This is a genomic window from Streptococcus oricebi, assembly GCF_017883985.1.
GTDB classification, from domain to species: domain Bacteria; phylum Bacillota; class Bacilli; order Lactobacillales; family Streptococcaceae; genus Streptococcus; species Streptococcus oricebi.
In genome coordinates this window covers 83,511-96,249 of sequence record NZ_PRDG01000002.1, presented here as the reverse complement: position 1 = coordinate 96,249, position 12,739 = coordinate 83,511, and the positions used below count along the sequence as shown (strand labels likewise).

Sequence of the window (12,739 nt, the reverse complement as noted above, 5' to 3'; positions counted from 1 at the left end):
ATTTTTTAAGAAAAAAAGAAAAAGCCATACTTAGACACTTGTCCAAGTATGGCTTGACAGCTTCTTCTTATTTGACCATGTCCGGTGTATAATCGTAGAAACCGGGACTCAAAAAACGATTTTTAGGGTGATAGCCATGCAGGGCCTCATCAAGGAGAAAGGCCTGATCGGCAGTGAACTTTCCATCCTTAATCAACTGGCGGGCCTGGACAAAAAGTTTGGCAATCTCTACAAAATTAGGTCCTGGGGTATAGAGGCCCTCCAACTTCCAGTGGGTAAAGCCGTGGCTAACCAACTCATCTAGCTTGGTCATCAAATCCAGGTCATTATTGGCAAAGACATGGGTCCCATGATTATCCTCAAAGATGGAGTAATGGCTGCTTGGATCATTGGGTTCAGCCAAGAACAAGTCCCTCTGACGACTCTTTTCATCATCAATGTGAGTGAAATTGTAGTAATTTTGCAGGAGCGGCCGCTTGGAGTGGTGAATGACACTGGCTCCATAGACCAGTATCTCTGCGGGAATCTCTAGGTTTTCCTGCATCTTAAATAACTCGGCTGCTGGAATTTCTCGGGCTAGAACAGCCTCTGCTGCTCCTGCCTTTTGTCCCCAAAAGTTGATCTGTCGACTGCTAGTGACCATGGTTGAAGCATCATAGATAGTTTTTAGTGGATAGCCGTCCCGATTGATGACATAAAAAAGACCAGCATCACCAACGGTGATATAATCAACCTTAATCTCACACAAAAAGTCTAAAAAAGGCTTGACCTTGTCCATCATCTCTTGGTGCATCAGAGCATTGACAGCTACTGTCAACTCCTTGCCGGCCTCGTGGACCATTCGCGCAATTTGGCGCAGCTCCTCATAGTAAAAGGTATGGGGGAGGCGGAGACCATAGTCCTTTTCTCCGACATAAATCCGGTCCACTCCTACTTCCAGGAGTTGGGCTACTTGTGGGATACTTTCTGCGGTTGCAGTAATAATTATCTCTTCCATATTTTTTATTATAACACAATTTTTTGCTTCTGTTCATCTTCTGAAAAGTTTTTTTATCCTTTTTGTAACTTTTCTGTAATATTTTTCTCTATTAAATCGTGATAAAATAGTAGAGTACTGTAAGGAGAGAGAATATGGCAATAAGAAAATACCAAGAAGAGAATTACACCTACCAAGAAAGTTCTGAAAATCAATTACCACTTTATCAGGAATACATACCAGAAGCAGAAACGGCTCCGCGCCTTAGTGAACTTTTGTTCTTTTTGAACATCGCAGCCTTCTGTATCTTAACTGCTATTTTTAGCTTTGTCTTCCTGTCATTCAAGATGAATACCTTTGCTGCTTTTGCCCTAGCTATTACAGCTAGTCTAGCTAGCATTCAGAGCTACCGTATGTTTTTAAAATTTAAAAAAGCCAATTAGTAAAAGCCCATACACATAGCAAAAAATTCTCATTTCAAAGTGAGAATTTTTGTTCTGCCTTCAAATAGTTATGCTTCTCTCGCCCATGGTGAAGCGACTAAGCCAACTCTTAAATACGCAAAAGCCCTGCTCGATTTCCAAGCAGGGCTTTTATCTATTTTAGTCTTTCTCTTTTTCATCCAGGTCGATGACAATGTCTTCTGACTGAAGAAAGTGAACTTTTTCTTCCAAGGCTTGAGCCTGCTCCTGAATGGAGGCTAGGAGGTCGTCCCTCCCAATATTTTCCTCCTGCAATTTATCCTTGATGCCTTGAAATTTATCTGGAGACAAGTTGAGAGCTGCCTGGGCCTGCTCCTTTACAGAGGTAAGGACAGTTTCTCCTGTGATTTGGCCAGTTGCCACCTTTTCTTTGACTTCTGACACTCGCTCTACTGCTTGATTGGTAAAATCATTAGCGGTTTGAAAGACCTGATCTCGAAAATCTTCGGGATTGGCCTGGACATCCTTGATAAAATCTGTCACTTTAGCTGTTACTTCCTGGCCCTTCTTGCTGGTTAGGAAATAGGCAACTGCTGCTCCAGAAATGGTTCCTAATAGAATAGATGAAAATTTTCCCATATAAACCTACTTTCTATATATCTTATTTAAAGAGCTTAGAAATAAAGCGAAGGGCTGATAGACCAGCCTTGGTCTTGACCGTATTGCTACCAGCTACTACTGCCTTCTTTCCAAGATTTCGAGCAGAATCGTTCAAGTCCGATACAGACTCGGACAAGTCAGCGACTGCTGTAAAGAGGGGGTCAATGGTGACCATTTTCCCATTGATGTCATCGGCCAAGACATTGACCTTGGCCAGGAGTTCATTGGTCTGATAGAGGGTTACATTGACATCTGTCGTCAAAATCTGAATCGTTTTTTCTGTTTCATCAACAACCCGACTAATCTTCATCACTAGAAAGATAGCGTAAATAATCAAGGCAACCAAAGCAAGGGCGACTAAACTAAAGGTAATTTCAAGCATTTTCTTCTCCATTTTCTATTTACTAGCTTGATAGTAGGGACTATCTTTTTTCCGACGCTGGTAAGCAATCAAGGTCAGCCCCAGCAAAATAAGGAGGACTGACAGCCACTGGGACACGCGCAAACCAACGAACATAAGACTATCTGTCCGCATGCCCTCAATGACCATTCGACCGCTACCATACCAAATCAGGTAGAAGGCCGTGATTTCTCCCTGCTTGAGGAGCTTGGGTTTTCTGCGTAAAAAGAGAATAATGAGAAAACCGAGCAAGTTCCAGAGGGACTCATAGAGAAAGGTTGGCTGGCGATAACTACCATCAATATACATCTGCTTTTTGATAAAGTCAGGTAGGTAGTTAAGACTTTTCACCGCTGCCCCATAGGCTTCCTGGTTGACAAAATTTCCCCAGCGACCAATGCTTTGGGCGATCATAACACTGGGAGCGGCAATATCTAGAAAATCTAGAGGATTGATGAGCCGCCTTTGGGAAAAGAAATAAAGAACCAGGGCCCCAGTTATAAGACCACCATAGATGGCGATTCCGCCATTCCAAATCTCAATAATTTGACCTAGATTTTTACTGTAATAGTCCCATTCAAAGGCTACATAGTAAAGGCGGGCCCCTAAAATAGCTAGGGGAAAGGCCACTAAAATGAAATCCAGAATATCATCTGGTCTCATCTTCTTGCGGGGTGCTTCCTTCATAGCCAGATAGACTGCCAAAACCAGACCAGTAACAATGCAGATGGCATACCAACGAATACTGATTGGACCTAAACGGAGGGCAACTGGATCAATCATTGGCCACCTCATTCTTATTGATTAGCTGGGTCAGACGTTCCTCAAATATTTTTGTGGCATCAAAGCCCATTTCCTTGGCCCGGTAGTTCATGGCTGCCGCCTCGATAACTACTGAGATATTGCGTCCAGTCTTAACGGGAATGCGAATCCGTGGGATTCTCACACCAGCGATTTCAATCTCTTCAGCTCCATTTCCTAGACGGTCAAAGACCTTGCCGGTAGTATAGTTTTCTAGGTAAACAGCGATTTGCACTGGAGATGAATCCTTGACAGCACTAGCACCATAGAGGCTCATAACATCAATAATCCCCACTCCTCGAATCTCTAGGAGGTGGCGAAGAATTTCAGCAGGCTCTCCCCAGAGAGTCATCTCGTCCTTGGCATAGACATCTACCCGGTCATCAGCCACAATCCGATGTCCCCGCTTAACTAGCTCTAGCCCTGTCTCGCTCTTTCCGATTCCGCTGTCTCCTTGAATCAAGACCCCCATACCATAGATATCCATCAAAACTCCATGGACACTGGTCCGCTCTGCAAGACGCGAATCTAGGTAACTTGATATTTCACCAGATAGGCGACTGGTTGCTGTATAGCTCCTGAGGATAGCAATCCCTTTTTCCTTGGCTGCTTGCAGCATTTCCTGCTGGATGTCCAGACCACGCGCCACGATGATTACTGGCGTCTCTGGCTGAAACATCTTGCGCAGGACCTGATAACGGTTATGGGAAGTCATGGCGTTCAAATAGGACCATTCCTTCATTCCGATAATCTGAATCCGCTCTGGGGAGTAGTAATCAAAGTAGCCAGTCATCTCCAAACCAGGCCGGGAAATATCAGCTGTCCGGATAACCTTCTCTAATAATTGGTCATCACCATAGATTAAATCTACTTTTACCTTCTCTAGTAAATCCTTTACTTTAACCGACATTAAATGCCCCCTTTATAATCTTCTTTCTCTATTATAGCAAATTTTGTGCTAAAAGAGACTTTAACAGTCGTTTTTGGTCAGAAAATAGGAGATTTTCTTTCACTATAAATCAGAAAGAGCCCGAGGGATTAAACTCGAGCTCACTATTAGGAGGCTTTATTTGGGGGAAATTGGCGTCTCTTACCAAAACCAAGCATCATTTTCTTTTATCGGTTCTGCTTCCTTGCGCTTACGCGGGCCAGTTCCATACATATCGGCTTCTAGGTCTTCCTTATAGGGCATAACAGTGGCCATCAAGATATAAATCAGGACCCCCAGTCCAAAGTTTGCAATGGTAAAAATGATAAAGAGAAAACGAATGAGATTTAAGTCAAAGTCAAATCTATCTGCTAGACCGGCCAAAACCCCTGATATGAGTCGTCCTCTTCTTAATTTGTAAAACTTTAGCTTCATCCTTTTGTCCTTCTTTTTCTAATACTTACCTTATTCTATCAGAAAGTGGAAGAGAAAAAATCAGCCCCAAGGCTGATTCTTAATTTTTACTTGATTTGGGTGTGATGTAGTGCAGGGTCTTGGCCGCTTGGCTATCAATCACGCGGTAGGAAACGAGTTTTTCTGAGAATTTTCCATATTCAGAAATCAGAATAGCACCGCTTGGATAAAGCTTCTCAACAATGGCAACCTGGCCTTGCGAGCCGGCTTTTTCCTGCTTGGGCTGAAAGGCAACGACTGTCCCAATCTTGGGCTCTTGGTTGACAGTATAGCCTTGCTTGCTGGCACTGTCTGCCCAGTTGGTCGTTTCAGCAAAATTGGTCTCTAATTTTCCACCCAACTGACTCATGCGGTTAAAGGCATAGCGAGCACTGGTCTCTTTGTAATTCTCCACGCCTGGGTAGTCCTTGCCGTCATAGTCAGGATAGTCACCATCAGGATAGCGCTCCAAAAGGGTCTTGTCTGTATCCTTATCGTACTGGGTCAAATCATAGGCCTCAATCAAGGCATTCAACTTCTTATCATAATGGATATCAGTAGCATAGCGACCAGTCAAGGCCTTGGTAGCTGCCTGATAGGTGGCTGCATTTTCTATCCATGCTCCTCGGTAAAGCTCCGTCCTTAAAAGCTTGGCATAATCAGTCAGAGAGGCTCTGACATTTGGATACTTACGAAAGGCTGCCTTGACGGTGTGGAGTTTGCCTGAGCCATCATCTTCCTTGGTATCCATGCTGACACTGCTGCCCTCATAGGCTCCCTTGATACCAAAAAGGTTATAGTTGGGTGCCTGGGCCAGTCCACTATTTCCGCTACCTGACTCAAGGATTGCCTGAGCAATCATGACTGAAGCGTAAAGTTTATACTCTTTTCCGATGGTTCTGGCATCTTCAGCAATCAGTTTGATGAAACTTTGGGTCGTATGGTTGACAGAGACCGTAAAATTCCCACCATCTTGGTCCTTTTCATCATCTTCTTTCTTAATTCCAGCTGCATCTTCCTTCTCTTTAGGGCTGAGAGGCTCAGCTGGAGCAGAATCAACTTCTGATTTAGGCTTGGTCTCTTCTTCCTTGGCTGATGAAGAAGGTTGACTCTCTGAACTAGAGCTGGAACTTGAGTCCTGGCTAGTAGAGGAAGAGCTAGATTCTTCAGTACTGGTGCTAGAAGAACTAGTCTCTTCTTGAGAGCTAGTATCAGTCGGTCCCTCAGCTAAGACTGGTATCTGAGCCAAGAAGAGACTGGCTAATAAAATAAGAGAGCTTGTTCTTTTTTTCATGTTGTCCTTTCTAAGCGGCCGCGACATCGGCCACAGCGATATTTTTCTAGATTGACTTTTCTTTGTCTATAATAAACCATCTTACAGTTTTTGCAGCGATAAATCAAGGATTTACGGTCAGAATTTAGGCTGGGAGCATAGCGGAGACCTCCGACTTTTGCTAAGAGGGCCTTAAAATCCCTATCCCCATGGCGATAACCCCTGCCCTCATAATAGAGATGATAGTGGCAGAGTTCATGGGCCACAATTTTCCGAAAAGTAGCTAGATCAAATTCTTGATAAATCCTAGGATTAAAATCTAGGTGGCCATCTTGGGGAAAGAAGCGTCCCCCTGTCGTTCTCAAGCGCTTATTCCAAAAGGCTTGGTGCCGAAATTCCTTCTGGAAGTCTTGACGGGAGACTTCCTGGACATAGCTAGTTAGATCCATCTGGCTCAACTAGAGAGAGGTTAACCTTTTCTCTTTCCAAATCTAGCTTGTCCACCCAAACAGTCACCAAATCACCTACTGCTAAGACCTGACTAGGGTGTTTTACGTAATTTTTACTTAATTTAGAGATATGAATCAAGCCGTCCTCATGAATCCCAATATCTACAAAAGCGCCAAAATCTACGACATTGCGAACAACTCCCTCTAGCTTTTGGCCAATTTCTAGATCCTTGATGTCTAGAACATCCTGCCTCAAAACGGGAGCCTCAAAAGAGTCCCGCAAATCACGACCCGGCTTTAAGAGGTCAAAAACAATGTCTTTCAGGGTTTCTAAGCCCAATTCCAAGTCCTGGGCCAGTTTAGGCAAGTCTAAATCTTGGAGTTTGGCTTGGGCAGTCTCATCTAGCTGCTCGATTTTCAGATAGTCAAAAAGCCTGGCCACTGCTGGATAGCTTTCTGGGTGAACACCAGTATTATCCAAGAAATTTTGACTTTCTGGAATCCGTAGGAAACCGGCTGCCTGCTCGAAGGCCTTGGCCCCTAGTCTAGGGACTTTTTTAATCTCTTCGCGACTCTGAATCAAGCCCTGACTTTCTCGATACTTGACAATATTTTCTGAAATACTCTTATTGAGACCAGCTACATGGCTCAAAAGGGCTGAGCTAGCTGTATTGATATTGACTCCGACCTGGTTAACCACCGTATCAACCACAAAATCCAAACTTTCGCTTAATTTCTTTTGGCTGACATCGTGCTGGTACTGGCCGACCCCGATTGATTTGGGATCAATCTTGACCAGTTCAGCCAAGGGGTCCTGCAAACGTCTAGCGATGGAGATGGCAGATCGCTTCTCAACCGTCAAGTCGGGAAATTCTTGCCGGGCCAAATCACTGGCCGAGTAAACCGATGCACCGCTCTCATTTACAATCACATAGCTGACCTGAGGCTGGTCCTTTAGAACCTCAGCTACAAAGGCTTCACTCTCCCGACTAGCCGTTCCATTACCGATAGCAATGATTTCCACGCTGTATTGATCCAGGAGGTTTGATAGGTCTTTTTTCGCTGCCTCGATTTGAGCGGGCTTGGCCGGAGCTACTGGATAAATAACCTGGGTCGTCAACATCTTTCCGGTCGCATCTACAATCGCTAACTTGGCTCCCGTCCGAAAGGCAGGGTCAAAACCTAGAACAACCCGCCCCTTTAAGGGAGCAATCAGAAGGAGATTGCGTAAATTCTCTGAAAAGAGCTGGATGGCTCCATCTTCTGCCTGCTCGCTCAACTCTGTCCGAATCCGCCGCTCCATGGCAGGAAGAATTTTCTTTTTGACAGCCTGCTGAATGGCTTCATCTATATATTCGTTTTTTACTTTGAAACGAACCGCAAAAAAGCGCAGAATTTTTTCCAAATGATGTTCAAAGGAAATCTTCAAAATCCCTAACTTCTCTCCCCGATTGAGGGCCAGGGTTCGGTAGCCCTGCATGCTGGCTACTTTTTCTGAAAAGTCATAATAAATCTGAAAGACCTGCTTGTCGTCCAAACTCTCGTCCTTGAGCTTAGAGAGGAGGCGGGAATGACTTAAAATTTCATGGTAAGTCCAGGACCGCAATTTGGCATCTTCTGAAATGGCCTCAACCAAAATATCGACCGCACCAGCCAGGGCAGCAGGCCCAGTTGGGAAGCTTTGATTGGTCAGCGTTTCGGCCTGACTTTCCAAATTTGGGGCATCTTGAAGGATGAGACGGGCCAAGGGAAAGAGCCCATTTTCACGCGCAACCGTCGCCTTGGTCCGACGTTTTTCCTTATAGGGAAGATACAATTCTTCAAGGTCCGCCAGCTTTTCAGCTCCTTCAATCTCCGCTCTTAACTGGGCTGTCAGCTTGCCCTGCTCTTCAATCTTGGCTAAAACCGTCGCTCTTCGCTCCGCCAGATTGGTCAGACTCCGGTTCAGGTCAATAATGGCCTTAATCTCGACCTCATCTAGATTGCCTGTCAACTCCTTGCGGTAACGAGCAATAAAGGGAATGGTATTCCCCTCTGAGGTTAGATCCAGCACCTTGCTAATCTGGCTATTTTTCAGGCCCAATTCCTGGGCAATTTTATCAATATGTTGCTTTTCCATAGTAGTATTATTATAACATACTCTTTAGGCTCCATTAGCCTTTTATCCAAATTTTGTCCATTTTTCCTCTAATTCCTTTCTGATTTTTTTCTAGTTGGAGGAGGGAAGGCTGAAACTGTTCATTTTTCTTTTTTGATAGTATAATAGACTTAATCAATGTAGAAAAGAGGTCCTTTATGGCTATTAAATTTAATCGCTCTGATGAGCTAGACAAGATGTTTGAGGAGTTCGCCAGCCTACCTAAAATGGAGAAGGTTGAATTTCCTGAAGATGAAAAAGAAAAGAAAACAAATGAAAAGCAGGCTGAGAAAAAATGAATTTCTTTTCCCAGCTACCGCCCAGTGTCTTGCAGGCTGGGGCTATCTTTTTATCCATCATCATTGAGGCCCTGCCCTTTGTCTTAATCGGAAGTATCATTTCTGGCTTTATTGAGGTCTATGTGACACCAGAAAAGGTCTACCACTATCTTCCCAAGAATAAGTGGCTCAGAATCTTCTTTGGTACCTTTATCGGCTTTATCTTTCCTTCCTGCGAGTGTGGGATTGTCCCCATTGTCAATCGCTTTTTAGAAAAGAAGGTTCCCAGCTACACAGCCCTGCCCTTTCTGGTCACTGCACCGGTCATCAATCCAATCGTTCTCTTTGCCACCTATTCGGCCTTTGGAAATTCCATCAAGTTCGCCCTGCTTCGGGCGCTTGGCTCTATCTTGGTCGCTGCGGCTCTGGGAATTTTTCTGGGCTTTTTCAGCCAAAATTCTATCCAAAAGGAGGAAAGAAAACAGGTCCACCAGCATGACTTTTCCCATCTATCCGCCGGAAAAAAGCTCTTCCAGGTCTTGGTCCAGGCCATTGATGAATTTTTCGATACAGGCCGCTATCTGGTCTTCGGCTGTCTCTTTGCTAGTCTGGTCCAGGTCTATGTACCGACTAGGATTTTGACCTCTATTAGCTCGACACCCTTGGTCGCTATCCTGCTTTTGATGCTCCTGTCTTTTCTGCTCTCCCTGTGCAGCGAGGCAGATGCCTTTATCGGAAGTTCCCTGCTATCTAGCTTTGGTCTAGCTCCTGTCCTGGCCTTTTTGGTTATCGGTCCCATACTGGATGTAAAAAATCTTCTGATGATGAAAAATTACTTTAAAACCAGCTTTATCTGGCAATTTATCGCTATTGTCAGCGGCTTTGTCCTCCTTTATTCTTGGCTGGTGGGGGTACTTCTATGATTCGTTTTTTAATTCTAGCAGGCTACTTTGAAATGAGCATGTACCTACACTTATCTGGTAAGCTCAACCAGTACATCAACCTGCATTATTCTTATCTGGCCTATTTATCCATGATTTTATCCTTTATTCTGGCTATCGTACAGTTGATTGTCTGGATGAAGCAAATCAAGGTCCACAGTCACCTGACTAGTCGCTGGGCCAAGATCGCGAGCATTGCCTTTCTCGCCATTCCCTTAATTGTCGGTACTTTTTTCCCGACAGTCAGCTTAGACTCAACAACGGTTTCAGCTAAGGGCTTTCATTTCCCACTTGCAGCAGGAGCTTCCAAGGAGGTCCAGGCCGACGAGGGGACGACCAGCCAATACCTAAAACCCGATACCAGCACCTACTTTACCAAGAGCGCCTATGATAAGGAGATGCGAACTGCTGCTAAAAAATATCTCAAGGAAGAGATCATCAAGGTCTCTACCGAAAATTATATGGAGGTCATGGAGGTCCTCTACGACTATCCTGACGAATTTGCCGGAAAAACTCTAGAATTTACCGGATTTGTCTACAATGACCCCAGTGACAAAAATAGTCAATTTCTCTTTCGCTTCGGGATTATCCACTGTATCGCCGACTCCGGTGTCTATGGTCTTTTGACGACGGGCAACGACCAGCATTATGAAAATAATACTTGGGTCAATGTCAGCGGTAAAATCACCATTCAATACCATAAGCAGCTAGGACAAAGTCTGCCAACCTTGGAAGTCAATCGTTTTACCAAGGTTGACAAACCAGACAATCCTTACGTTTATCGGGTGTTTTAAGCAAAAAATCCAAGTCTAATAGGGCTTGGATTTTTTAGCGCTTGCCTTCCCACTCAGCATAAAATTGTTCCAGATAGCTTTCCATAAAAGCATGTCGGTTTTCAGCTAATTTCTTTGCTGTCTCGGTATTCATCTTGTCTTTCAAGGTTAGTAGCTTCTCATAAAAGTGCATAATGGCAGTCCCTTCAGTTGAGCGGTATTCTTCCAAGGTCATATTTTCACGCGGTGAAAGATTTGGATCGTAAATCGGTCTCCCCTTAGCACCCGAATAAACCATGGCTCGCGCAATGCCAATTGCTCCTAGAGCATCTAGACGGTCGGCATCTTGAACGATTTTCCCCTCTGCAGACAGAGGGAAATTAGACACTTGTCCACCTTTAAATGAGATATGACTGATAATTGCCATTATCTCTTGGCAATCGGCTGGTTCAAGCTCTTTTTGCAGAAGCCAGTGCTCAACTTTTGCAAGCCCGGCTTCTTCACTGCTATTTAATTTTCCATCTGCCACATCGTGCAACAGGGCTGCCAAATGGCAGATAAAGGTGTCAGCTTTTTCTTCCTCTGCTATTTGGAGAGCTAGATTGACTACGCGTTTTACATGCCAAAAATCATGCCCTGATACGTCATTGCCTAGCTGCTCCTTGGCATAAGCCTCAGCTGCTTGCAGGATTTTTTCTTCTTTATTCTTATTTCTCATTTTTCTATTATAATACAAATTTTCTCTTTTAGAAACTATGAATGAAAACGGAATCCTCCTTTGCGACATCAAATTTATGTTACAATAGTTCTAGTTTTATTCTAGGAGGTCGTATGACAGATACAAAAGAAAAGGTCGCAAAGGCCGATTTAATTTCTATTTTTGCAACAGCCTTGGTGACTTTCGCAGGGATTCTCTCGGAAACCAGTATGAATGTTACCTTTTCTAATCTCATGAAAGTTTTTGGGGTTGGGCTGGGTACAATCCAGTGGATTACTACCGGTTATCTGCTGGCGGTAGCTATTACCATCACCCTTGGAGCCACTCTTGCCCATAACTGGACTGAAAGGCGCATCCTTTTTACTGCCCTGGCTATCTTTAGCTTGGGAAATGGGATTGCCATGATAGCTCCTGATTTTTTCTTTCTGATGCTGGGGCGGGTGCTCCAGGGAGGAGCGACTGGAATTGCCATTCCACTCATGTTTAACCTGATTGTCGAGCGGGTACCTCGACAGCAAATTGGTTTTTATATGGGGCTAACGGGGCTCGTTATCAGCTTGGCTCCAGCCTTGGGACCAACCTATGGGGGAATCATGATTGGGCTTTTTGACTGGCATCGAATTTTCAGTTTTATCATGCCCATTCCCTTGATTTCCTTTGCCCTAGGCTTTCACTTTCTGAAAAATTCGGCTGGCAAGAGCCGGCGGCCCTTTGATTTTCCTTCCTTTATTTTCTTGACCTTAGCACTAACCTTTTCCTTGATTAGCATCTCAAGCCTTGAAACGGGTCGCATCGACTGGCTTTTCACCCTCCTCTTTCTGGTTACTTTCAGTCTCTTTATCTGGCGGAGCCTGACTATCAAGAATCCCTTCTTGGATATTCGGATTCTAGCCAAACCTACTATTTTACTAGGAATTATCCCCTTTTTCATCTACCAATTTTCCAATCTTTCCTCCAACTTTATCATTCCCAACTATTTAACCCTGGTCCAGGGAGAAACAACGGCTAGGGCTGGTTTTGCCCTCCTTCCTGGAACCATGATTGGGGCCTTTTTAGCTCCCTTTCTGGGAAAACTCTACGATAGTAAGGGACCAAAACTTTCGCTCTTTGGTGGAAATGCCATCTTCTTTCTAGCAGTTTCTATCTTTGCCTTTTTCACCAAGGATTTGACCCTACCCCTGATTATTGGTGTCTACATTTTATTTACCATGGGGCGCAATATGGCCTTTAATAATACCATGGCCCTATCCATCTCTCAGATTGACAGAGATCAAGCGGCCGATGCGACAGCCCTCTTTCAAATGGCCCAGACCTTTGCTGGTGCCCTAGGAACAGCCATCGCAGCTGTTCTAGTCAAGCAGGCTCCCGACAAGGCAAGCGGTGTCCACCAGGTCTTTCTACTCCTCTTTATTCTGGTTCTGTTCATCTTTTTCCTCTTTTACCGCCTCTTTGCCACTATCAAATCAAAAAAAGGAAATTTTGATTAAGTTATGGTAAAATGAAGTGAATTTATATTAGAAAATAGGTATT

15 protein-coding genes are annotated in these 12,739 nt (G+C 44.3%); 5 read left to right on the top strand and 10 right to left on the bottom strand.

Features of this window, described 5'->3' with window-relative positions:
• Positions 1 to 67: 67 nt before the first annotated feature.
• Complete coding sequence (locus C4K46_RS03155; RefSeq protein WP_209627333.1) at positions 68 to 997, bottom strand: peptidase U32 family protein; 930 nt, start codon at positions 995 to 997, stop codon at positions 68 to 70.
• Positions 998 to 1,131: 134 nt separating this feature from the next.
• Between C4K46_RS03155 and C4K46_RS03150 the strand changes: the two genes are divergently transcribed.
• Positions 1,132 to 1,419 (top strand): DUF3270 family protein, encoded by a 288-nt coding sequence (locus C4K46_RS03150; protein WP_209627331.1) that lies wholly within the window; start codon positions 1,132 to 1,134, stop codon positions 1,417 to 1,419.
• 159 nt (positions 1,420 to 1,578) lie between these two features.
• On the opposite strand, the gene C4K46_RS03145 is transcribed toward C4K46_RS03150, so the two are convergent.
• The 8 genes from C4K46_RS03145 to C4K46_RS03110 all read right to left on the bottom strand — a co-directional run bounded on the left by C4K46_RS03145 (position 1,579) and on the right by C4K46_RS03110 (position 8,481).
• Positions 1,579 to 2,037, bottom strand: coding sequence for a YtxH domain-containing protein (locus tag C4K46_RS03145; RefSeq protein ID WP_209627329.1), 459 nt, complete (start codon positions 2,035 to 2,037; stop codon positions 1,579 to 1,581).
• Between the two features lie 22 nt (positions 2,038 to 2,059).
• Positions 2,060 to 2,440, bottom strand: coding sequence for a DUF948 domain-containing protein (locus C4K46_RS03140; protein WP_209627327.1), 381 nt, complete (start codon positions 2,438 to 2,440; stop codon positions 2,060 to 2,062).
• Positions 2,441 to 2,455: 15 nt separating this feature from the next.
• The gene (lgt, locus tag C4K46_RS03135; protein WP_209627325.1) at positions 2,456 to 3,241 is read right to left on the bottom strand and encodes a prolipoprotein diacylglyceryl transferase; all 786 of its coding nucleotides are present in this window, start codon (positions 3,239 to 3,241) and stop codon (positions 2,456 to 2,458) included.
• Positions 3,234 to 4,169 (bottom strand): HPr(Ser) kinase/phosphatase, encoded by a 936-nt coding sequence (hprK, locus tag C4K46_RS03130; RefSeq protein WP_209627323.1) that lies wholly within the window; start codon positions 4,167 to 4,169, stop codon positions 3,234 to 3,236. The genes lgt and hprK overlap by 8 nt, the downstream gene beginning before the upstream one ends.
• A 180-nt stretch (positions 4,170 to 4,349) precedes the next feature.
• Entirely contained in the window at positions 4,350 to 4,622 is a 273-nt protein-coding gene (locus tag C4K46_RS03125; RefSeq protein ID WP_209627321.1) for a PspC domain-containing protein, read from the bottom strand.
• A gap of 79 nt (positions 4,623 to 4,701) precedes the next feature.
• Positions 4,702 to 5,934, bottom strand: coding sequence for a glucosaminidase domain-containing protein (locus C4K46_RS03120; RefSeq protein ID WP_209627319.1), 1,233 nt, complete (start codon positions 5,932 to 5,934; stop codon positions 4,702 to 4,704).
• Complete coding sequence (locus tag C4K46_RS03115; protein ID WP_209627317.1) at positions 5,931 to 6,362, bottom strand: SprT family protein; 432 nt, start codon at positions 6,360 to 6,362, stop codon at positions 5,931 to 5,933. Before C4K46_RS03115 ends, C4K46_RS03120 begins: the two co-directional genes overlap by 4 nt.
• Positions 6,349 to 8,481 (bottom strand): Tex family protein, encoded by a 2,133-nt coding sequence (locus tag C4K46_RS03110; RefSeq protein WP_209627315.1) that lies wholly within the window; start codon positions 8,479 to 8,481, stop codon positions 6,349 to 6,351. Before C4K46_RS03110 ends, C4K46_RS03115 begins: the two co-directional genes overlap by 14 nt.
• A 176-nt stretch (positions 8,482 to 8,657) precedes the next feature.
• Here C4K46_RS03110 and C4K46_RS03105 point away from each other — a divergent pair, with 176 nt between their 5' ends.
• The 3 genes from C4K46_RS03105 to C4K46_RS03095 are packed head-to-tail and all read left to right on the top strand — an operon-like array spanning position 8,658 to position 10,512.
• The gene (locus tag C4K46_RS03105) at positions 8,658 to 8,798 is read left to right on the top strand and encodes an SPJ_0845 family protein (RefSeq protein ID WP_209627312.1); all 141 of its coding nucleotides are present in this window, start codon (positions 8,658 to 8,660) and stop codon (positions 8,796 to 8,798) included.
• Complete coding sequence (locus C4K46_RS03100) at positions 8,795 to 9,700, top strand: permease (protein ID WP_209627310.1); 906 nt, start codon at positions 8,795 to 8,797, stop codon at positions 9,698 to 9,700. Before C4K46_RS03105 ends, C4K46_RS03100 begins: the two co-directional genes overlap by 4 nt.
• The gene (locus tag C4K46_RS03095) at positions 9,697 to 10,512 is read left to right on the top strand and encodes a TIGR03943 family putative permease subunit (protein WP_209627308.1); all 816 of its coding nucleotides are present in this window, start codon (positions 9,697 to 9,699) and stop codon (positions 10,510 to 10,512) included. The genes C4K46_RS03100 and C4K46_RS03095 overlap by 4 nt, the downstream gene beginning before the upstream one ends.
• Positions 10,513 to 10,546: 34 nt before the next feature.
• On the opposite strand, the gene C4K46_RS03090 is transcribed toward C4K46_RS03095, so the two are convergent.
• Complete coding sequence (locus C4K46_RS03090; protein WP_209627306.1) at positions 10,547 to 11,209, bottom strand: HD domain-containing protein; 663 nt, start codon at positions 11,207 to 11,209, stop codon at positions 10,547 to 10,549.
• 113 nt (positions 11,210 to 11,322) lie between these two features.
• On the opposite strand from C4K46_RS03090, the gene C4K46_RS03085 reads away from it, so the two are divergent.
• Positions 11,323 to 12,696: an MFS transporter gene (locus C4K46_RS03085; RefSeq protein WP_209627304.1), complete on the top strand. Its 1,374-nt coding sequence runs from the start codon at positions 11,323 to 11,325 to the stop codon at positions 12,694 to 12,696.
• Positions 12,697 to 12,739: the final 43 nt, after the last annotated feature.

Bases quoted from the DNA above. Each gene is read 5' to 3' on its own strand.
- C4K46_RS03115 (WP_209627317.1), bottom strand. From the start codon at position 6,362: ATGGATCTAACTAGCTATGTCCAGGAAGTCTCCCGTCAAGACTTCCAG.
- C4K46_RS03085 (WP_209627304.1), top strand. From the start codon at position 11,323: ATGACAGATACAAAAGAAAAGGTCGCAAAGGCCGATTTAATTTCTATT.
- C4K46_RS03150 (WP_209627331.1), top strand. From the start codon at position 1,132: ATGGCAATAAGAAAATACCAAGAAGAGAATTACACCTACCAAGAAAGT.
- C4K46_RS03095 (WP_209627308.1), top strand. From the start codon at position 9,697: ATGATTCGTTTTTTAATTCTAGCAGGCTACTTTGAAATGAGCATGTAC.
- C4K46_RS03105 (WP_209627312.1), top strand. From the start codon at position 8,658: ATGGCTATTAAATTTAATCGCTCTGATGAGCTAGACAAGATGTTTGAG.
- C4K46_RS03145 (WP_209627329.1), bottom strand. From the start codon at position 2,037: ATGGGAAAATTTTCATCTATTCTATTAGGAACCATTTCTGGAGCAGCA.
- C4K46_RS03100 (WP_209627310.1), top strand. From the start codon at position 8,795: ATGAATTTCTTTTCCCAGCTACCGCCCAGTGTCTTGCAGGCTGGGGCT.
- C4K46_RS03120 (WP_209627319.1), bottom strand. From the start codon at position 5,934: ATGAAAAAAAGAACAAGCTCTCTTATTTTATTAGCCAGTCTCTTCTTG.
- C4K46_RS03090 (WP_209627306.1), bottom strand. From the start codon at position 11,209: ATGAGAAATAAGAATAAAGAAGAAAAAATCCTGCAAGCAGCTGAGGCT.
- C4K46_RS03110 (WP_209627315.1), bottom strand. From the start codon at position 8,481: ATGGAAAAGCAACATATTGATAAAATTGCCCAGGAATTGGGCCTGAAA.
- C4K46_RS03155 (WP_209627333.1), bottom strand. From the start codon at position 997: ATGGAAGAGATAATTATTACTGCAACCGCAGAAAGTATCCCACAAGTA.
- lgt (WP_209627325.1), bottom strand. From the start codon at position 3,241: ATGATTGATCCAGTTGCCCTCCGTTTAGGTCCAATCAGTATTCGTTGG.
- C4K46_RS03125 (WP_209627321.1), bottom strand. From the start codon at position 4,622: ATGAAGCTAAAGTTTTACAAATTAAGAAGAGGACGACTCATATCAGGG.
- C4K46_RS03140 (WP_209627327.1), bottom strand. From the start codon at position 2,440: ATGCTTGAAATTACCTTTAGTTTAGTCGCCCTTGCTTTGGTTGCCTTG.
- hprK (WP_209627323.1), bottom strand. From the start codon at position 4,169: ATGTCGGTTAAAGTAAAGGATTTACTAGAGAAGGTAAAAGTAGATTTA.